17 protein-coding genes are annotated in these 20,048 nt (G+C 60.1%); 9 read left to right on the top strand and 8 right to left on the bottom strand.

The genetic code is table 11. From position 1 onward, the window contains the following. Positions 1–26 precede the first annotated feature (26 nt). Both ACSQ26_RS07640 and ACSQ26_RS07635 read left to right on the top strand, forming a co-directional pair. The gene (locus tag ACSQ26_RS07640) at positions 27–980 is read left to right on the top strand and encodes a methyltetrahydrofolate cobalamin methyltransferase (protein ID WP_436007830.1); all 954 of its coding nucleotides are present in this window, start codon (positions 27–29) and stop codon (positions 978–980) included. A 180-nt stretch (positions 981–1,160) separates the two neighbouring features. After that, positions 1,161–3,203 carry an ASKHA domain-containing protein gene (locus ACSQ26_RS07635; RefSeq protein WP_436015151.1) on the top strand — a complete coding sequence of 681 codons (2,043 nt, stop codon included), beginning with the start codon at positions 1,161–1,163 and terminating at the stop codon, positions 3,201–3,203. On the opposite strand, the gene ACSQ26_RS07630 is transcribed toward ACSQ26_RS07635, so the two are convergent. From ACSQ26_RS07630 to ACSQ26_RS07620, 3 genes are all read right to left on the bottom strand, one after another. Beyond that, positions 3,200–3,754 (bottom strand): type II toxin-antitoxin system VapC family toxin, encoded by a 555-nt coding sequence (locus tag ACSQ26_RS07630; protein WP_436007828.1) that lies wholly within the window; start codon positions 3,752–3,754, stop codon positions 3,200–3,202. The two genes, ACSQ26_RS07635 and ACSQ26_RS07630, sit on opposite strands and share 4 nt — an antisense overlap. A gap of 1 nt (position 3,755) precedes the next feature. Next, complete coding sequence (locus ACSQ26_RS07625; protein ID WP_436007826.1) at positions 3,756–4,061, bottom strand: hypothetical protein; 306 nt, start codon at positions 4,059–4,061, stop codon at positions 3,756–3,758. A gap of 75 nt (positions 4,062–4,136) precedes the next feature. Beyond that, positions 4,137–5,045: a LysR family transcriptional regulator gene (locus tag ACSQ26_RS07620; RefSeq protein WP_436007824.1), complete on the bottom strand. Its 909-nt coding sequence runs from the start codon at positions 5,043–5,045 to the stop codon at positions 4,137–4,139. Between the two features lie 123 nt (positions 5,046–5,168). Here ACSQ26_RS07620 and ACSQ26_RS07615 point away from each other — a divergent pair, with 123 nt between their 5' ends. The 3 genes from ACSQ26_RS07615 (at position 5,169) to ACSQ26_RS07605 (ending at position 6,925) form a co-directional block, all read left to right on the top strand. Continuing rightward, positions 5,169–5,351: a hypothetical protein gene (locus tag ACSQ26_RS07615; RefSeq protein WP_436007822.1), complete on the top strand. Its 183-nt coding sequence runs from the start codon at positions 5,169–5,171 to the stop codon at positions 5,349–5,351. 88 nt (positions 5,352–5,439) lie between these two features. Further along, positions 5,440–5,628, top strand: a complete 189-nt coding sequence (locus ACSQ26_RS07610) for a hypothetical protein (RefSeq protein ID WP_436007820.1) — start codon at positions 5,440–5,442, stop codon at positions 5,626–5,628. A gap of 253 nt (positions 5,629–5,881) precedes the next feature. Further along, on the top strand, positions 5,882–6,925 hold the full coding sequence (locus ACSQ26_RS07605; protein ID WP_258162594.1) for a GlxA family transcriptional regulator: 1,044 nt from the start codon (positions 5,882–5,884) through the stop codon (positions 6,923–6,925). Positions 6,926–6,949: 24 nt separating this feature from the next. Here ACSQ26_RS07605 and ACSQ26_RS07600 read toward each other — a convergent pair whose 3' ends face one another. From ACSQ26_RS07600 to ACSQ26_RS07585, 4 genes are all read right to left on the bottom strand, one after another. Continuing rightward, positions 6,950–8,221: a GGDEF domain-containing response regulator gene (locus ACSQ26_RS07600; protein ID WP_436007817.1), complete on the bottom strand. Its 1,272-nt coding sequence runs from the start codon at positions 8,219–8,221 to the stop codon at positions 6,950–6,952. Positions 8,222–8,528: 307 nt separating this feature from the next. After that, positions 8,529–9,359, bottom strand: a complete 831-nt coding sequence (locus ACSQ26_RS07595; RefSeq protein ID WP_436007815.1) for a response regulator — start codon at positions 9,357–9,359, stop codon at positions 8,529–8,531. Between the two features lie 241 nt (positions 9,360–9,600). Further along, a complete protein-coding gene (locus ACSQ26_RS07590; RefSeq protein WP_436007814.1) occupies positions 9,601–12,162 on the bottom strand; it encodes a GcvT family protein in 2,562 nt (853 codons plus the stop codon). 106 nt (positions 12,163–12,268) lie between these two features. Next, on the bottom strand, positions 12,269–13,042 hold the full coding sequence (locus ACSQ26_RS07585; protein ID WP_436007812.1) for a helix-turn-helix transcriptional regulator: 774 nt from the start codon (positions 13,040–13,042) through the stop codon (positions 12,269–12,271). Positions 13,043–13,125: 83 nt separating this feature from the next. Between ACSQ26_RS07585 and ACSQ26_RS07580 the strand changes: the two genes are divergently transcribed. Continuing rightward, positions 13,126–13,890, top strand: a complete 765-nt coding sequence (locus ACSQ26_RS07580; protein ID WP_436007810.1) for a class I SAM-dependent methyltransferase — start codon at positions 13,126–13,128, stop codon at positions 13,888–13,890. On the opposite strand, the gene ACSQ26_RS07575 is transcribed toward ACSQ26_RS07580, so the two are convergent. After that, complete coding sequence (locus ACSQ26_RS07575; RefSeq protein ID WP_436007808.1) at positions 13,887–16,517, bottom strand: mechanosensitive ion channel domain-containing protein; 2,631 nt, start codon at positions 16,515–16,517, stop codon at positions 13,887–13,889. The genes ACSQ26_RS07580 and ACSQ26_RS07575 overlap by 4 nt on opposite strands. Positions 16,518–16,669: 152 nt before the next feature. On the opposite strand from ACSQ26_RS07575, the gene ACSQ26_RS07570 reads away from it, so the two are divergent. The 3 genes from ACSQ26_RS07570 to ACSQ26_RS07560 all read left to right on the top strand — a co-directional run bounded on the left by ACSQ26_RS07570 (position 16,670) and on the right by ACSQ26_RS07560 (position 20,043). Further along, complete coding sequence (locus tag ACSQ26_RS07570; protein ID WP_436007806.1) at positions 16,670–17,980, top strand: M10 family metallopeptidase C-terminal domain-containing protein; 1,311 nt, start codon at positions 16,670–16,672, stop codon at positions 17,978–17,980. 22 nt (positions 17,981–18,002) lie between these two features. Next, positions 18,003–18,431 (top strand): cupin domain-containing protein, encoded by a 429-nt coding sequence (locus ACSQ26_RS07565; RefSeq protein WP_436007804.1) that lies wholly within the window; start codon positions 18,003–18,005, stop codon positions 18,429–18,431. A gap of 127 nt (positions 18,432–18,558) precedes the next feature. Then, entirely contained in the window at positions 18,559–20,043 is a 1,485-nt protein-coding gene (locus tag ACSQ26_RS07560; RefSeq protein ID WP_436007802.1) for a hypothetical protein, read from the top strand. Positions 20,044–20,048: the final 5 nt, after the last annotated feature.

Raw genomic sequence — 20,048 nt, 5'->3', positions numbered from 1 at the left:
ATGTCCCGAGCCACCAAGGAAAACAAATGACCCGCACTATCGTCGCCTCCGCAACCCGGGAAATCATCATCGGCTTTGACCAGCCGTTCTGCGTGATCGGGGAGCGTATCAACCCGACCGGCCGCAAGAAGCTTGCCGCCGAAATGATCGAAGGCAATTTCGACACCGTGATCAGGGATGCGCTCGAACAGGTCGCCGCGGGCGCGACCATGCTCGACGTCAATGCCGGCGTCACCTCGGTCAACCCGAACGAAACCGAGCCGGGCCTGCTGGTCAAGACTCTCGAAATCGTCCAGGGATTGGTCGACGTGCCTCTCGCGATCGACTCCTCCGTGACAGCCGCCATCGAAGCCGCGCTCAAGGTCGCCAAGGGCCGCCCGCTGATCAATTCGGTAACCGGCGAGGAAGAAAAGCTCGAGGCCATCCTGCCGCTTTGCGCGAAATACAACGTGCCCGTCGTCGCGATCTCCAACGACGAGACCGGCATTTCGATGGATCCGGATGTCCGCTTCGCCGTCGCCAAGAAGATCGTCGAGCGTGCCATGGACTACGGCATCAAGCCGGAAGACGTCGTCGTCGATCCGCTCGTCATGCCGATCGGGGCACTCGGCGATGCCGGCCGCCAGGTGTTCGCGCTGCTCCGCCGCCTGCGCGAGGAACTCAAGGTCAACACGACCTGCGGCCTCTCCAACATTTCCTTCGGCCTTCCGCATCGCCACGGCATCAATGGCGGCTTCATCCCGATGGTCATCGGCGCCGGCATGACCTCGGCGATCATGAACCCCTGCCGCCCGCAGGAAATGGAAGCTGTCCGCGCCGCCAACGTGCTCAACGGCACTGACCCGAACTGCACCCACTGGATCAAGACCTATCGCGACTACAAGCCCGCCGAAGGCGGCGCCGCGCAGGCACCGACTCCGGCAGCGTCGTCGGCGGCTCCTGGCCGTCGTGGTGGACGCGCGGCTCGCGTATCGGCCTGATCGACGGGCGAAAAACTGGTTGAAATACGATATCACCCTGCACAAAAGCTGCAGGGTGATATTTGCATGTCGGGATTTGGACATTGTCCCCGGCGATGAGGGTGCAGTCTGCTGATGGACTGTATCCGGGAAAGAAGACTTAAAATGCGCACTGACGGCCCCGCCGAGAATGAGTTCAACATGACCGAAGGCACACACAAAGACCCCCTCGTCCTGTTCATGCCTTCGGGCAAGCGTGGCCGCTTCCCGGTTGGCACGCCAGTGCTCGAAGCGGCCCGCAAGCTCGGCGTCTATGTCGAAAGCGTTTGCGGCGGGCGCGCCACCTGTGGCCGCTGTCAGGTCGTGGTGCAGGAAGGCAATTTCGCCAAGCACAAGATCGTCTCGTCCAATGATCACATCACGGCGCGTGGCGCCAAGGAAGACCGCTACGACCGGGTGCGCGGGCTGCCCGAGGGCCGGCGCCTCTCCTGTTCGGCCGAAATCCTCGGCGACCTCGTCATCGACGTGCCGCAGGATACGGTCGTCAACGCCCAGGTCGTCCGAAAGGCCGCGACGGACCGCGTGATCGAGCGCAACGCCGCCGTCCAGCTTTGCTATGTCGAGATCGAAGAGCCCGACATGCACAAGCCGCTGGGCGATCTCGACCGACTCAAGCTCATGCTCGAAAAGGACTGGGGCTGGAAGGACCTGCTGATTGCGCCTCACCTTATTCCTCAAGTGCAGGGCATCCTGCGAAAGGGCAACTGGGGGGTGACCGCCGCCATCCATCGCGACATGGATTCCTCGCGGCCGTTCATCATAGCGCTATACCCCGGGCTGCAGAACGAAGCCTATGGCATCGCCTGCGATATCGGCTCGACGACCATTGCAATGCATCTGGTTTCGCTGCTGTCCGGCCGCATCGTCGGTTCCTCGGGTACATCCAATCCGCAGATCCGCTTCGGCGAAGACCTGATGAGCCGTGTCTCCTACGTGATGATGAACCCGGATGGACGCGAGGCGATGACCGTCGCCGTGCGCGAGGCGATCAACGGCCTGATCGGCAAGGTGTGCGAAGAAGGTGGCGTCGATCGCAACGACGTGCTCGACATGGTCTTCGTCGCCAATCCCATCATGCACCACCTGTTCCTCGGCATCGACCCGACCGAACTCGGCATGGCGCCGTTCGCGCTCGCCGTCTCAGGCGCGCTGCAATATTGGGCGCATGACATCGACATCAAGGTCAATCGCGGCGCGCGTGTCTACCTGCTGCCGTGCATCGCCGGCCATGTCGGCGCCGATGCGGCGGGCGCCACCCTTTCCGAAGGGCCGTACCGGCAGGACAAGATGATGCTGCTGGTCGATGTCGGCACCAATGCCGAAATCGTGCTGGGCAACCGCCAGCGCGTCGTCGCCGCCTCCTCGCCCACCGGTCCGGCGTTCGAAGGCGCCGAGATTTCATCGGGCCAGCGCGCCGCGCCCGGCGCGATCGAGCGCGTTCGCATCGATCCGGTGACGCTGGAGCCGAAATTCCGGGTGATCGGCGTCGACAAATGGTCGGATGAAGATGGCTTCGAGGAAGCAGCCGCCTCTGTCGGCGTGACCGGCATTTGCGGCTCGGCGATCATCGAGGTTGTGGCCGAAATGTATCTCTCGGGCATCATTTCCGAAGACGGCGTGGTCGATGGTGGAATGGCCGCGAAGAGCCCGCGCATCATCCCCAACGGCCGTACTTTCTCCTATCTCCTGCGTGGCGATGGTGAACAGCGCATAACCGTTACCCAGAACGACGTGCGCGCCATCCAGCTTGCCAAGGCGGCACTCTATGCCGGCATCAAACTGCTGATGGAAAAGCAGGGCGTCGAGAAGGTCGATATGATCCGCTTCGCCGGCGCCTTCGGCTCGTTCATCGATCCCAAATATGCCATGGTCCTCGGCCTGATCCCCGACTGCGACCTCGCCGAGGTCAAGGCCGTCGGCAACGCCGCCGGAACCGGCGCGCTGATGGCGCTGCTCAATCGCGAGCACCGCCGCGAGATCGAACAACAGGTCTCGAAGATCGAGAAGATCGAGACCGCGCTGGAACCGCATTTCCAGCAGCTCTTCATCGACGCCATGGCCATGCCCAACAAAGTGGACGCCTTCCCCGAACTTGCCAAGGTCGTGACGCTACCGGAGCGCAAGTTGATCACCACGGGTGGTGGCGAAGACGGCGGCGGGCGGAGACGGCGCCGGGAGCGTTAGTAGAACAACACGCGGCCCGATGGGATCATCTGAAGCATTATGTCGAAATCGGCGTAATTGCGGGTAAGCACTGTTGTGCCAAGCTTCTGCGATTGCAGGAAAAGCGTGCAGTCGTTGACGGCACGGGCGCGATGCTCCTTGCCATAGCCCTGCATACGAGCGAGCGTGCCGGCAAGCAGGCCAGCCCGCACAATCGTATCAGCATCAGGATGGAAGAGCCGCTGTGGCGTGATTGCCGCGATCACCTCCCTGATATCAGCAATATTTCGCTTCGTTCGGACGTCATCCGGGTTGAGTTGGCCAGCAGCAAGCAATAGTTCCTGGACCGCGCAGGTCGAATGATAGTGTGCGACCTCGTCGATGACGCGCTCCACCTCAAGCGCGAACCTATCGTGAAAGCTGTCGATATAGACGCAGGTGTCAAGAAGATAAATCCGATCGTCAGGCTCATCAGGTAACCGAGGCAACAATTCCGTTGGCCGTCTCGCCAGTGTCTTGCCGCGAAACCTGCTCACCCAGCGCAAGGCGCTGCCGACGTCGATATCGACCACGTCAGAATTCCAAGTCGACGTCGGGATCGATGCTGCCCCGCAACTCCTTGAAAACCTTCTTGAACGGATCTTCCGTCGCGATCTGCGCGATCGCGAATTTCACGAGTTCGGAATCGGACGTGATGCCGGTCTTAAGCTTCGCGGCGTCGACCATCTTGCGGCTTAGGCGTGCCGTGATCCGGCTCTCATTTGTATTCAGAAAACCCTGACGCTCGGCATCTCCCATGATGGCATTGACGCGCGGCGTTGGAGCCTTCTCGTCGAGGTGCTCCGGCAACTCTTTCCTATGGGCTGCGCTGTGAGCCATGACATTCCTCGTTAGCCAAAGTTCCTTGTTTGGCTAACATAGTCTCAATTGCAGAAGCTGACAAGTCAGGCAGACTCAAGCCGCCACCGCCGCCGGCTGCATATCCAGGTCGCCCAGCGCGCTACGGATATAGTCCGCCACCGCGAGCGCAGGCTGGGATGCGCCCTGGCGCACGGCGAGGCCGATGTCATATGACCCGAGGTCTGGCAGGCCGTCGCGTTCGCCGAGCACGACCATGTCGTCGCGCACCAGGAAGCGTGCGAGCGGCGCAATCGCGATATCGGCGCGGATTGCTGCGGTCTGGCCCATATGGCTGCCGCAGAAATAGGCGATGCGGAATTCGATCTCCGATTTGGTGAGTTCCTCCAGCGCCTTGGTGCGCCAGATGCAGCCGCTATCCCACACCGACACCGGCAACGGCGTCTTGAGGTGTGCCTGGCCGTGCTTCTTGCCGACCCAGACAAGCCGCTCCGTCATCACCCTCTCGGCGGGATCGGCGCGCACCGCATTGAGGAAATTATAGAGCGTGAGATCGAGCCGCCCCTCCTCCACACCGCGATGAAGATTGGCCGAGGATTCGATCGTCACGTCGATGGCAAGCTGCGGCCAAGTCTCCGAGAGATGCTTGAGAATGCCCGGCAACATCAGTTCGCCGATATCGTCAGGCGCACCGAGTTTCACGATGCCGTTCATCTCCGGCACGACGAATCGCGACACTGCTTCATTGTTGAGCGAGATCATCCGCTTGGCATAGGAGAGCAGTATCTCGCCATGATGGGTGAGCGTCACCGAGCGCGCGTCACGCCGGAAGAGCGGCACACGCAGCGTATCCTCCAGTTTCTTGATCTGCATCGAAACCGCCGACGGTGTGCGGAAAACGGCCTCGGCGGCGGTTGTGAAATTGCCGGTCTCCGAGATCGCGATGAACGTCTTCATAATGTCGAGTTCGAGTACGGGCAGAGCCGCCGGGAGAGAATTCGCCATCACATCCTCCATCAATTTTTCTGAATGACAACATCAGATCATTTCGTTTGATTGAACATCAAATAAAGGGCAAGGTCAAGACGTTCTCAGTCGGACGCTGAGAAAATTTGAAGGAGAAAACCAATGAAACTGCTCAAGATCACGCCGTCGGCCGTCGCCGACTTTTTCGAAACCAGGGCGAGGCATGCCCGCAAGGCACGTCAGGACGCCCTTCTGCGCCGGGAGCTTTCGCGCCTTCCGCGCTACGTCGCCGACGATATCCGCGAAGCCATCGACCAGCAACGTTCCGTCAATTTTCTTGATTGATTGCATAAGACATATTCGTTTGTCTTATGTAACGAAGAGCGTATCGTTCAGATCAGAGGCCGAGCCTCACCAACAAAGGAGACTTGAAATGCGTAGTACCACCTATGGGACCGGACAGTTTTCCGGCCACTCGAGCCACTTCACCGGATCCCGTTTCATCGCGGCGATGGTCGCAAAGTGGCAGGATTACCGGATGATGCGCGAGATCGAATCTGTGCCTTATACCGTCATGAAGGATATCGGTTTCCGGGCGACGGAGCGTACGAATGCGAAGTGACAAAGCCATCAGCCGGTTCCGGATATAGCCAACAGGCTGCACATCCGGAGCCGGCATCCTATTTCAGATTGCATCCATTTTATCTTTAGCCATTTCATATCCAGTTCGCGACGCCATTCGCACCTTCCCTGACGCAGCTATTTTAACCGTCTCGTCAGCGTGACGCAAAAAATCCATTTCATGTCGCTATTGCGCTATTGTTTCTTGGCGCATATAGACAAATTTGTCCTCATGCGACATTGAGAGGAAGACCATGCGGCCAGAAAGCTTTCCCCTGCCCAAGAAACCGGCGATCAAGCGGACGATCGTTTTCTTTCTGGTTCCCAACTTCACCATGCTTCCCTTCTCGGCGGCGGTGGAAACCCTCCGTATCGCCAACCGCATGCTCGGCTACGAGGCCTATCAGTGGCGCCTCGCTTCGGTGGATGGCCAGCAGGTCTATTCCTCCTCCGGCATCGGCCTTGCGGCAAAGACCTCGCTGACGGAGGAGCGCAAGTTCCTGTCGGGCGAGATGCGGCCCAACATGGTGCTGGTCTGTTCGGGCATCTATGTCGAGGAATTCCGCAACAAGTCGGTCAACGCCTATCTCCGCGAAGTCTATAATCGCGGCATCGCGGTCGGCAGCCTCTGCACCGGCGCCCATGTGCTCGCCCAGGCGGGTCTGCTCAACGGCAAGCGCTGCGCGATCCACTGGGAGAACCTGCCCGGTTTCGCCGAAGCCTTCCCGCAGGCCGATGTCCATGCCGATCTCTTCGAGATCGACGGCAACATCTATACCTGCGCCGGCGGCACGGCATCGCTCGACATGGTGCTGCACTTCATCCGCCAGGATTTCGGCGAGAACCTCGTAAACCGGGTCTGCGAGCAGCACCTCACCGACCGCGTGCGTTCGGCGTCCGATCGCCAGCGCCTGCCGCTCCGCGCCCGCCTCGGCGTCCAGAACTCCAAGGTGCTCTCGATCATCGAGATCATGGAGAACAATCTCGCCGAGCCTTTGTCGCTGGTCGATATCGCCGACAAGGCCGGCCTTTCGCGCCGCCAGATCGAGCGCCTGTTCCGCCAGGAAATGGGCCGGTCCCCTGCCCGCTACTATCTCGAGATTCGCCTCGACCGGGCGCGGCACCTGCTGGTGCAGTCCTCGATGCCGGTGGTGGAGGTCGCGGTCGCCTGTGGTTTCGTCTCGGCCTCGCATTTCTCCAAGTGTTATCGCGAACTCTATGGCCGCTCGCCGCAGCAGGAACGCGCCGACCGCAAGCACCTGTCGACGATGCCCAGCATCAACGGCGCCGTGATGTAATTTGAACGAAGGTTTCGAAGGCTGTCAGGACGCGGCGATGCGCGCGACCTGATAGTCGGAGAATACACGGTTGCGGCCGGAATGCTTCGCCAGGTAGAGATACTGGTCGGCGGCGTTGAGATAGTTGTCGAACGTCTCGGCGTCCGAAATGCTGGCAAGGCCCATCGAGATAGTCACCGAAATGTCTTCGTCATCGACGACGACCTTGATGGCGGCAATCTCAATCCTGATGCGTTCGCAGAACTCGTACGCCTCTTCGATATCGAGATTGGTGAACAGGATCGCGAATTCCTCGCCGCCGATACGGGCCGGCAAATGCTGCTTCTCACCCACCAGGGCAAGGATCTTGCGTGACACGGCCTTCAGCACCAGGTCGCCGATCTCATGGCCATGGGTGTCGTTGAGCCGCTTGAAGTGGTCGATATCGAGCAGCGCCGCGCAGACCGGCGCCTGCTGGCGCAGGCAGATATCCACCATTTTCGGGCCGCGATCGAAAAAATAGCGGCGATTGAGCAGGTCGGTCAGATAATCCCGCGATGCCATGCGCTGCAGCGATTGTATCCGCTTGTGGATCGTCAGCGTATGTGTGAGCCGGCTTTCGACATCCGCAGGGCTTATCGGCAGGTGAACGAAATCGTCGCCGCCCGCGCCCAGGAAGCGTGCGACATCGTCACGGCCCTTGTTCTGCGAGAAGCCAATGACACGAACCGCGTCATCTCCGAAACGCGTCTTGAGCAGTTCCAGAAAGCAATAGCCGTCCTTTTCGGCAAGATCGTTCCGCACGACGACCAGTTCGGTATTCTGCGACGCATCCAGGATAGAGAGTGCCTCGGTCGTAGAGGTGCAGACACTGACCGTGAAACAGCAGCTCGCAAGCGCTGCCACCATCGCGGAATCGTTCTCGGCCTGGGGATCGACAAGAAGCAGCTGCGGTCGGCTCAGCGACAACACCCGATCCACCGATGAGCCAAGGCTTTCGAGCGAGGACGGCGAGTTCTTGTAGACGATGTCCACGACGCCCTTGCTCATGATCTCTTCGCGCCGGCGCTCGCTGGTAAAGCCGGAGAATACGATCGATGGTATGGCGCACGCCTGCACCAGGTCCAGGGCTTCGCCATTGGCCGCATCGGCAAGACAGAGGTCGAGGATGGCAAGACTGAAGCCGCGCGTGTCCGAATCGAGTTCATGCCGAAGGGCGGCAAACGTGGCGCAGTGAATGACGATGAGCCCGAAATTGCCTTCGAGCAGGCTTCTTACGGCAAACGAGTAAAGCCTTGTGTCCTCAACGAGAAGCACGCGTTGGCCTTCGAATTTCTTCGGCCGTGTCGCCCTGCTTACAGTGTTGCGAAACCCCACGTCAGGCCGTCCCCTTGCACTCGTCCCCGTAACCGGTCTGACCGCGACCATTGCCGCGACATCCGGATAGACCGCCTTCAGCGTGACGCCCAGCAGCTTGATTTCAGACCCGCACGTTATTCCCGGCGTGCTTTCAAAACGGTTAACCCTTCCCGGATTTGATACCGTTTTCAAAATTTGAACGCGTTACAACTAACAATATTCAAATAGAAAGAACGAATTTACTGGGAACCCGGTAACTCCCGCTTCACGCCTTCTTCTGACGGGAGATCAGATACTTCATCTGCGAAAGCGTATCGAGGTTCTGGTTGACCCGACAGTAGAACTCTTCATCGATGAAGGGGCGCATCATGAAGTCGTTGCCGCCGGCTTTGAGGAACCGCGCCGAAAGCAGCCGGTCGGTGGAAGAAGAGACGCCAATGATCCTGAGCTGATGCGAGCCGATATGCGCGCGGACCCGGCGCGTGAGTTCGAAACCGTCGATATCGGGCATGTTGTAATCGGTGATCATCAGGGTGATGTCGCGATTGGCCTTGAGAATATCGAGCGCCTTCTGGCCGTTCTCGGCGACGCTGACCTTGAAATTGTAGCGCTTCAACCGTGTGGTCAGCAGCGCCCGCGCGGTCTGGCTGTCATCGACGATCAATACATGGTGATGATGGTTGGTCAGGAACCGGCAGACGGCCTCGGCCAGCATGTCGACGGCGAAGACGCTGTCCTTGATGATGTAATCGACGATCTGGTTGGAAAGCAGCTTGTCGCGGGTCGTATCCTGCAGCGTGCCGGTGAACACGATGGTCGGGATCGAGACATCGACGAGATAGTCGAGCGCCTCGCCCTGCTCCGCCCCGGGCAGATTCATGTTGGAGATTGCAAGGCGGATGGGCTGGTCCGACTTCTCATTGGCGACCTGCATCTCCTCGAAGGTGCGGCAGATCTCGACGTCGATCTGCAGGAGTTCCTTGAACCGCTGGCTGATCATCGAGGTGAAGACGTTGGAATCCTCGGCGACGAGGATCCGGTTGCCTTTCAGCGACTGACCGGAATAGTGCATTCCGGAAACACCCAAGAAATCCATGTCCACCCTTCTCAGAAATCGATTGTCACGGCAGCAATAGCAGCCGAGCTTTTTCGGAAGAGTTAAGATTCCACCATCGAAAATAGCAGGATTGTAAAGAGTCCGGCTTCCCGGCGATTTTCGAGGCGACGCATCCGGTGGATGACGCGCGAAGACGGCACGACAACGAAAATGCCGCCGGATGAATCATCCGGCGGCACAATTCAAATGCCAATGCTTGATCGGACGGACGCTGTCCGCATCACGTCCTGGGCTTGAGATTCTGCGGGTCGTAGAGCGGCTTGTAGCCGACTCCCGCGACCTCGACCGGATAGATCTCGTCGAAATAGGATACTTCTAGCTTGCGGCCTTCCTGGCAGTAGGACCAGGGGAGATAGGCGAGCGCGATGTTCTTGCCGATCGTCGGGCCATAGGCGACCGAGGTCGTGTAGGAACGGCGGCCGAGTTCGTCGATCAGCACTTCCTTGGTGTCGGGATCCATGACCGGCATGGTACCGACTGGGTACCGCTTGACGCCCTTGGAGTCGGTATTTTCGGTCATGACCAGCGTGCAGAGCATAGCCGGCTGGTGCTCGCGTGCCTTATATTCGAGGTGCTTGGCTTTGCCGCGGAAGTCGGACTCCTTGACCTTCGGACGGGCGAGATCGGCTTCGATAAGGTTATACTGGGTGAGCAGATCGGCGTTCTGCAGGCGCAGGCTCTTTTCCATGCGGCGCGAATTGGCATAGGTCTCGACGCCGAAGGCCATGACGCCGGTCGAGCGCAGGGCATCCCAGACGGCCAAGCCGTCCTCGTATTTCATGTGCAGTTCCCAGCCCTGCTCGCCGACATAGGAGATGCGGAAGGCGGTGACATTCTTTCCGCCGATTTCGATCTGCTTGATCTGGGCGAAGGCGAAGTTCTCCTGGTCCAGCCCAGCCGGGTCCTTGACCACCTTCTTCAGCGTGTCGCGGGCGTTCTGACCCCAGATGCCGATGGTGATGAACTTCTCGGTCACGTCGGTGATAGTAACGTCGAGGCCGCGATCCTCGGCAACGCGCTTCATGTAGTGGAAGTCGCGCGGGCCGGCATCGGCGCCGTTGATCAGGCGGCAACGGTCGGCCATGCGGATGACGGTGAAGTCGGCGCGGACCATACCCTCGTCATCGAGGAAGTGGGTGTAGATACCCTTGCCGATATTGCCGTCGCCGCCGATCTTGGCCGCGCACAGCCATTCCAGCAACTCGACATGGTCCGGGCCTTCGATATCGACCATATGGAAATGGCTGAGATTGACGATGCCGCAATCTTCGGTCATCGCCAGATGTTCGGCATTGGAGACGCGCCAGAAATGGCGGTTGTCCCACTCGTTTTCGCGCACCGGCACGCGGTTGCCGTATTTCTCCAGCAGGTGCTCGTTGGCGGCATAGCCATGGGCGCGTTCCCAGCCGCCGAGCTCCATGAAATAGCCGCCGAGTTCCTTCTCGCGCTCATGGAAGGGCGAGCGCTTGACGCCGCGGCCGGTGCCATACGGTTCGCGGGTGTGGACGGCCGGGAAATAAACCTTCTGGGCGGCTTCGAAGCAGCGGCCCTCGATGAATTTTTCTTCCAGCTGATGCGGGTAGAAGCGGGCGTAGTCGATCGAGTTGTGGTCGATCTCGGTGCGGCCGTCGGTCATCCAGTCGGCGATCAGCTTGCCGTAGCCCGGACCGTCCTTGACCCAGATTGCGACGCAGTACCAGAGGCCACGCACCTTCTGGCTCTCGCCGCAGGACGGGCCGCCGGCGGCGGAGACCTGCAGCAGGCCGTTGAAGGAATGGCTCTCGTTGTAGCCGAGTTCTCCGAGGATCGGCGTCAGTTCCATGGCCTTTTCGAGCGGTTCTAGGATCTGTTCCATCTCGAGGTCGCGCTGCGATGGCGACAGGCGCGCCTGGTTCTTTTCGAGGATGTCGCGCGGATGGCAGAGGCGCGGATTGGTCTGCTCGTAGTAGCCCCATTCGATCTGGCCGCCCTCCGTGGTCTTCGGGTCGCCGGTGTCGCGCATATAGGCCGAGTTGCCCTGGTCGCGCAGCAGCGGAAAGCCGATTTCCTTGCCGGTGCCCTCGAACTCATTGTAGGGGCCGAAGAAGGTCAGCGGATGGTCGACCGGCATAACAGGCAGGTCCTCGCCGACCATTTCGGCGATCAGGCGGCCCCAGATGCCGGCGCAAACGATGACATGATCGGCCATGATGGTGCCGCGGTGGGTGACGACGCCCTTGATATGGCCGTTCTCGACGATCAGCGACTTGGCCGGGGTGTTGGAGAAGGACTGGAGCTTACCTGACTTCTCGGCGGCATCGACGAGCTTGCCGGCGACGGTCTGCGAGCGCGGAATGACGAGGCCGGCATCGGGGTCGAACATGCCACCCATCACCTTGTCTTCCTCGATCAGCGGGAACATCGCCTTGATCTCGGCCGGGCCGACATAATGGGCGCGGGTGCCGAATGCCTTGGCTGAGGAGAGCTTACGCTTGATCTCTTCCATCCAGGTATCGTCGCCGGTGCGCGCCACTTCGAGGCCGCCGATGCGGGCGTAGTGGCCCATCTTCTCGTAGAAATCGATCGAATACTGGGTGGTCCAGACCGAGAGATAATCGTGGCTGGTCGTATAACAGAAGTCCGAGGCATGTGCCGTCGAGCCGATATCGGTCGGAATCCCTGACTTGTCGATGCCGACGATATCATCCCAGCCGCGTTCGATCAGATGATGGGCGATGGAGGCGCCGACAATGCCGCCCAAACCGATGATGACGACCTTAGCCTTTTGCGGAAACTCTGCCATTGATGCGACCCCGATTGATATTTGCGCGGATATTAGGGCGTGCGGGAATGTCGTTGCAGCCTGTCTGCGACATTCTTCAAATACTGCACGACCCGGACCAAATGTTCTAGGGAGCCGGAATGAGAATGACCAGTTTGTGGTCGGGCCGATCGGAGGGACGGAACGTGTGCTGCTCGTAAGAGAGCGCGCCGCGCGCGGGGTGCGAGAAGACGCGCAGCCCCCCTTCCCGGTCGAGCACTATCTGCTCGCTCCAGGCCTTTGCGAAGAACGGACTCTGCTGGCGGAGCGTCGTGAGAAGCGTGTTCATTTCAGGATCGTGCAGGCTGTGGCTGTAATCGGCCCGGAACTCGGCGAGCACCCGCCGCGCCCTGTCTTCCCAATCCGGGATCAGCACCCGCGACGCCGGATCGAGAAAGATGTAGCGTAGCAGGTTGCGCTGGTGGCCGGTGCCCAGCCAGCCGATGAACAGATCTTCCGCCGACGCATTCCAGGCGCAGGCATTCCAGAAACGGTCGAGACCATAGGCGGGATGATCGATGGCGGTGACCATGGCACGCAGGGAGGACGGAGCATCCTCGGCATCCGCATGCGCTGCCGCATCGGGATCGCGGCGGCCGGCGAGGTCGAACATATAGGCGCGCTCGGCGCGGGTGAGCTGCAGGGCCTTGGCCAGCCGGCCCAGCGCATGCGGCGAGGCCTGAACATCGCGCGCCTGCTCGATCCAGGCGCACCATGTGGCGCTGATGCCCGCGCGCGCCGCAAGCTCCTCCCGCCTGAGGCCCGGCGTTCGCCGCCGGCCTGCCGGCTGGTCGGGCGCCAGCCGTTCGCGATGGGCACGGACGAATTCGCCCAGCAGTCTCTTTTGATCATCTTCGAACATGGAAGCACTTATAACAGGATAAACTCTCATCTTGTAACAGAATAATTCTGTGACATGCTCCGCTCAAATCAGGGAGACAGAACATGCAAACCGTCCATGACAGGAACGTTACCAACCAGTTCGGCCCACGCGCCAACGCCTATGTGGAGAGCGCCGTCCATTCGCAGGGCGAGGATCTCGAGCGGCTGGGCAAGATCACCGAGGGCGTGGCGCCCGCCCACGCGCTCGATCTTGGCTGCGGCGGCGGCCATGTCGCCTATGCCATGGCGCGGCATGCCAAAAAAGTAACGGCGTCGGACCTGTCAGACGAGATGCTGGCCGCCGTCGCGACGACCGCGAAGTCGAAGGGCCTTGGCAACATCGAAACGGTCCAGACTTCGGCCGAAAAGCTTCCCTTCGCCGATGCCACATTCGACATGCTGGGCTGTCGCTATTCTGCGCATCACTGGCAGGATGTCGATGCCGGATTCCGCGAGGCCCGGCGCGTTTCGAAGCGCGGCGCGACCGCCGTCTTCATCGATGTCTATGCACCGGCCAAGCCTTTGCTCGACACGCATCTGCAGTCGATCGAATTGCTGCGCGACACCTCGCATGTGCGGGACTATTCGATCTCGGAATGGACCGACAAGCTGGATTGCGCCGGCTTTGCCGTGAACGCGCTCCGGACGTGGCGGCTGCGGATGGATTTCCCGGTCTGGATAGCCCGCATGGCCACACCCCAATTGCTGGCCGATGCCATACGCGCGCTTCAGCAGGCAGCACCCGCCGAGATCCGCGATCATTTCGCAATCGAGCCGGACGGTTCCTTCATGCTCGACATGGTGATGCTGGAGACAATGGCGGCCTAACGGTTGTCGTCAGCCTCGCCATCGTGATCGTCGCCATCCCTGGTATCATCCCGCTCGGCATGATGCATCCCGTCGAAAGGGCTGCCATCATTGTCGTCCGCAAGCTCGACGTCGCGCTTGCGGGCGCCCTGCATACGGCGGCGGTTTTCTGCCTGGGCCATGACGCGCCTTGCGATTTCGGGCGGCAGGCCCTCCTCCGCCAATGCGTTCGCGAGGTCTTTCTCGAGGGCGGCGCCCTCGCCATCGACCCGGATATTGATATTGCGCTCGGGCTTCGGAATGACGATTCCCTCCTGGCGGAAGCGTTCGATAATCGCGACACGGATGTCGTTTCTCACCGGTCCACCCTGGAACAGGTCCGACAGGTAGAACCGAAGTTCGAAGTTCAGGGCAAACTCGCCAAAACTCTGGAAGCCGACATTCGGCTCCGGCATGGTCAGCACCAGCGGGTGGTTGCGCGCCAATTCCAGAAGCAGATCCATCACTTGCTGCGGGTCGCTGTCATAAGACACCGATACCGGGATTTCACTGCGGGCCAACGTGTTGTGCAGCATCCAGTTGCCGACGGCGGCGTTGATCAGCTGCGAATTGGGCACGATGATCGACTGGTTCTGGAACGTCTCGATCTCGGTCGCGCGCACCGAAATCCGTCGGACGAAACCTTCGACAGGGCCGTTGACGATCCAGTCGCCGACCTTGAACGGGCGCTCGGCGAGCAGGATGAGGCCTGAGACGAAATTCTGCACGATCGTCTGGAGACCGAAGCCGATACCGAGGGAAAGCGCGCCGGCGACCAGCGCGAAGCTCGAGAGATCGACGCCCGCGGCCGAAATGCCGATCACCGCCGCAATAACAATGCCGGCGTAACCCAGTGCCGTGTTGACCGAGTTGCGCACGCCCGCATCGATCTGCGACCGGGCCATCACATTGCCGTCGAGCCAGCGCTGGAACCAGCGGGTCGCGAAAAATCCGCCGGTGAACAATAGGAGGCCGGCGAGGATTCCGAGCAGCGAGATATTGATGTTGCCGATATGGATCTCGGTGAAGAGCTTGACGAAGATCGAGGAAATATCCGCGCCGCGGAAGCCCCAGGTCAGCATGATGCTGGGAATGCCGAGCAGGAGCACGAGGGCATAGATGACCAGTCCCACGAGCAGGCCCAGCTGATCCAGCCTGATCTCATTGAGCTGGTAGGAAGCGCCGAGTTTGCGTCCAGGCGCAGACTTTGCGAATGCGTCATGCCGCGAAATCGCCTGGCCCGACAGGAAGCCGATATACATGGTGACGATGATCGCGCCGGTCACGACGAACTGCGACGAGGCAAAATGGGCAAGCCCGATATAGCCGGACATGGCGGTGGCGATGATGCCGACACCTGCTAGCAATACCAGCGTGCGCATGATCTTGAACCAGATAGGTGATGCCACCTCCGCCTGTTCGAGAGGCCGGAGGAACGAGAGTAAGATCAGTGCGAGGCCGGTTACGACCGATGTGACCAGGCCTTCGACGACCGTCAGCACCACGGGTGCATCCAGCGTCACATTGGCCTCGGCCAGCACATAGGAAAGACCGTTGATTGCCGCGAGAACGACGGCAAAGGTAACGAGCCATCCGGCGCCGCGATCCGAAACGCTGATCAGCCGCCACTGCGGCTTGTTCGGCGATACGATCCCGCGCGCCAACTTCCAGACAAAATAGACGCCCACCAGCGCCCACAGCGTCGCGCGGAGGACGTCGAAAAGCTCCTGGCGCAGGAGATTGAAAGTATAGAGGAACCCGAGCGCGCAGACGGTCACGAACGCGGCGGCCAGCGCCGGTATGGTCGCCGACCAGAAGGTGACCGAGAGCCTGTGGATATAATCCGGAGACTTCTCCGAGGGGTCCCGGACGATCAAGGTGCGGAAGACCCTACGGACCAGGAAAGCCAGGATCAGCGCGATGAGCACCGTGAGACCGAATGCAAGAAAGAGTCCCTGATGCTTGAACTTCCACATGAAATCCAGCGAACTGGACGTGATGTCGGAAAACTCCGCCCATTCCCGCTGCGCCGACCTGGCAGCATCGTCGAACAACTGGCTGCTGATTTCGGTGTAGCGAAACAGCGTCGCCGTAAAGAGCGACCTGCGCAGGTCGGTGATATGATCCGAGAGGTCATCCGCCTGGCCTCGAATCACCCCGCCATCGGCGACGATCGTGTTCATCTGGGCTTTTTCGCCCTGCAGGCGCTTGCGGTCGCTGGCGAGCGATTCTCCCTCCGGCGGCTGGCCTTCGGCGGGCGGCGTGCCCAGTTCCTCGATCCGCTTGACCACCAGGTTATAGCGGCTTTCAAGCTCCGCCATGGCCGTTGAAATCGAGGCGCCGACGCTATCGGTCTCTACCTTCAAATGAGCAAGGTCGGCGTCGGCATTGGCGGCTTCGTCCACCTTCTTGCGCAGGTCTTCGAGCGCCAGCGCCGCTTCTTCGAGCTCGGCCCGCACCTTTTTCTGCAGTGCCTCGACGGCAGCGACGACGGCATTGCTCTTCTGCAGGGATTGCATCGCGCCATCGGTCTGTTGCGCGAGGAGCCCGGAGGCCGGCATTGCCAGAAGCAAGGCGGCCAGCAGGCAACGGATGAAGAGGATCTGCAATATGTTCTCCCGGGATGTCGAAAGCCTGCGCTTTGCCCGTTCAATAAAGCATGGATATGGCCCGGCAAGCAAAAAGCGCCAAATTCATGCCCGTTGAAAAGGCCTGTTTACCGGCGTCGGTTAGGATTGCGCCCATCAACCGGACGGGATCGATGCTCAACTGGAACGAAATCTCGGGGAAGAAAGCCTATAGCGAAGAGCGCGCCGGACTTCTCGTCCTGCTCGAAGGTTCGACGCTAACCCCTTATGTCGATTCGGTGGGCGACCCGACGATCGGCATCGGCTTCAACCTCGTCTACAATCTCGAACCGGTGCTCCGCGTCATCGTCGGTGCCAGGAACTGGAGCGATACGCTGCTCAGGAGGCTGGAGGCGGAAGTCGACAAGAATTACGCACCGAACACCAATTCCACGCTCATCGCCAATCTCAACAAGGTGATGTCCGACTGGCACAACAAGCGCGACAGCGACGTGCCCAGCACATTCAGCTTCCGGAACGAGGCGCAGGTCGCCAAGGCATTGGACGCACTCGCGCCGACCTATGACTCCAAGGTCGACAAATGGCTTTCCGGCATTCCCGACTCCGAAGAGCGCACGGCGCTGTTCTCGCTCTGCTGGAACGGCCCCAGTCTGCTGGGACCCAAGCTGAAGGCGGCGATCGAAGGGGGTAATCGTGCCGAGGCCTGGTACGAGATCCGCTACAATTCCAACGGCAACGGCATAACAGGCCTCGCCAACCGCCGCTATGTCGAGGCCGAGACCTTCGGCCTGTTCGACACGGATAACCGGGCCAGTTTTCAGGAAGCCATCAAAACCGGCCAGATGTTGGCGAACCACCACCAGGCGATTCTCTCCTACGAGGATAGATACGACCCGCTCGCCGCCGGTGAAATCAAAGGTGTTGCCGGCATCGAGGCGATCGGCGAAGAGATCGCGCCGGCCATCAGGACTGCCCTCAGGACGATTGGTCTGGCAGTGAAGACCCATGTGGAGGAACTGCTCGCGGCCGACACGGGCAAGCTCAACATCGCCGGCGACGGCACCACTTATGACAGTGCGAAGAACGATGATGATCTTATCCTGGGCGGCAAGGGGCAAAACATGCTCTCCGGAAACGCGGGCGCCGACATTCTCGCAGGGCTTAAGGGCGCAGACATACTGACCGGTGGCGTGGGCGCCGATGTGTTCGCGTTCTCCACCATCAAGGACAGCGCGGCGAATGCCTGCGACGTGGTCGCCGATTTCGGCACCGGCGCCGACCGGATCGCGCTTGGCGGCTTGGGAGATCTCGATTTCCTCGGCAAGCGGAATGCCGGCTTTTCCGGCCACGGCCTCGAAGTCAGATGGTTCTGGGATGGCCAGGATACGGTGGTCGAAGCCGACATCGACGGCGACCGCGCGGCGGACCTCAAGATTGTTCTCACCGGACGGTTGACCTTGACGGAAACAGACTTTCTTCTGTGATCCGGTTCAACCGGAGCCCGCCATGACCACCGCGCAAGACATCATCACCGCCCTGAAGCTCGAACCCCACCCGGAAGGCGGATGGTATATCCAGACCTTCCGCGACAACGAGGGTATCGCCGGCCGGGCAAGTTCCACGGCGATCTATTACCTGCTCGAAGGCGGCGACCGCTCGCACTGGCACACGGTCGACGCGGTGGAGATCTGGCACTACCATGCCGGCGCCCCGCTCGAACTTCGCCTTTCCGACGACGGCAAGGCGGAGCGCAGTATCGTCATCGGCCCGGATATCCTTGCCGGGGAGCGGCCGCAGGGCATTGTTCGAAAAGGTGAGTGGCAGAGCGCGAAAAGCCTCGGCGATTGGACGCTGGTGGGCTGTACGGTGGCGCCGGGTTTCGAGTTTTCGGGGTTCAGGATGGCGCCGCCGGGCTGGGCGCCGGGTACCTCCTAGCGTCAGGAAAATGGACTATACCTGATACGAATTCGACGTCACAATCCAACTATAAACTTTACTTCTAAAGCTGAATAGTTCTGCTACGATTACACCACAGCTGAAGTACTATTAGGAGAGATTTACCATGGCCAAGTTCACAATCGGCAGCGGGATGCCCGAGTTCGGTTTCTTCGATGATTTCTTCGATGGGGAGACGCTGGCGATTTCATCACACGACGCCACTATCATTTTCTACGAGGATGCCAACGGCGCGCAGATCATTCTGACCGGAACCGACCTTACCTTCAGCGGCAATGTTGTGACCGGGGGTAAGATCAGCAACGTTTGGTTCGTCGATGAGAATGGCGGGACGCTCTTTGCCGTAAGCGATGGCAATTTCAACGCGGTGAATCTGGTCTCGACCCTGAACGGCGACGAAAGCATCTGGGAATTCGTATCTTTCCTGAGTGCGGGCAACGACACGATCATCGGCAACAGCATCGGCAATGATTTGAACTTCGGCGAAAATCACGGCAACGACACGATCATTGCCGGCGCGGGCGGCAGCTACATTGCCGGCTCAAAAGGCGACGACCTCCTGAAGGGCGGCAGCGGCTGGGATACGCTGAGCTATGAGGACACGTTTTATCGGGACGATGACACGAAGGGGATCAAGCTCGACGTCGAAAAGGGCATGGTCGCCGACAGTTGGGGGGACAAGGACAAAATCTCGAAGTTCGAGGAATTCCGGGGATCGGTTTACAAGGACAGCATGCTCGGAAGCAAGAAGGCGGATGCCTTTGCAGGCCTGGACGGCGCCGACCTGCTGGATGGCCGCGGGGGCCTTGACGAGGCGCGGTACTACCTTGACGACAAATATGGCGGAAGTGCCGGAATCTCCGTAAATCTCGCGCAACAAAAGATAATCGACGGATTTGGCGACACCGACAAGGTGATCAGCATCGAGCGTATTTTCGGTACGGAACACAGCGACACATTTATTGGCGACAAAGGCGACAATCACTTCATTGGCCTGGCTGGCGTCGACAGTTTCCAGGGCGGCAAGGGGTTCGATGTCCTGGAGTTCTACGTCTCGGATGATATGGGCCAGCAGGGCGCCGACGTTGACCTGTCGCTTTCCTCAGGTCAAATCAAAGACGACGGTTTCGGCAATGTTGAGGACGCCAATGGTTTCGAGGCAGCCGGCGGCGGCGATGAAGACGACACCATCAAGCTCGGCTCGGCGAAAGAGGGTTTCGCCTGGGGAGGCGGCGGTGATGACGTATTGACCGCCGGAATAGCGGGCAATTGGCTCGGTGGTGGCGTCGGCAGCGATAGATTTGTTTTCTTGACGACCGGGGCGATTGGGACGCTCGGCAAGAATAAGGTTCAGACCTTTATCTATGACTTCTCTCAGAACCAGGACGACGTCATCGACTTGACGGCGCTCGGTGACCTGACTTTCATCGGCAATTCGGCCTTCTCCGGTTCCGATGGCGAGTTGCGGTTCCATTTCAAGAACGGAAACACATTGCTTCAGGGCGACATGAACGGAAACGGCGTTGCTGATTTTACGCTCGAGCTCGGTGGGAAAATCACATTGGTCGGCGACGATCTGCTGCTGGTTTAGCCCCG

It is taken from the genome of Rhizobium sp. LjRoot254, assembly GCF_964254105.1.
Taxonomy (GTDB): Bacteria; Pseudomonadota; Alphaproteobacteria; order Rhizobiales; family Rhizobiaceae; genus Rhizobium_E.
Note: the sequence above shows the minus strand (reverse complement) of the source record. Positions and strands in the feature narration are given on the sequence as shown.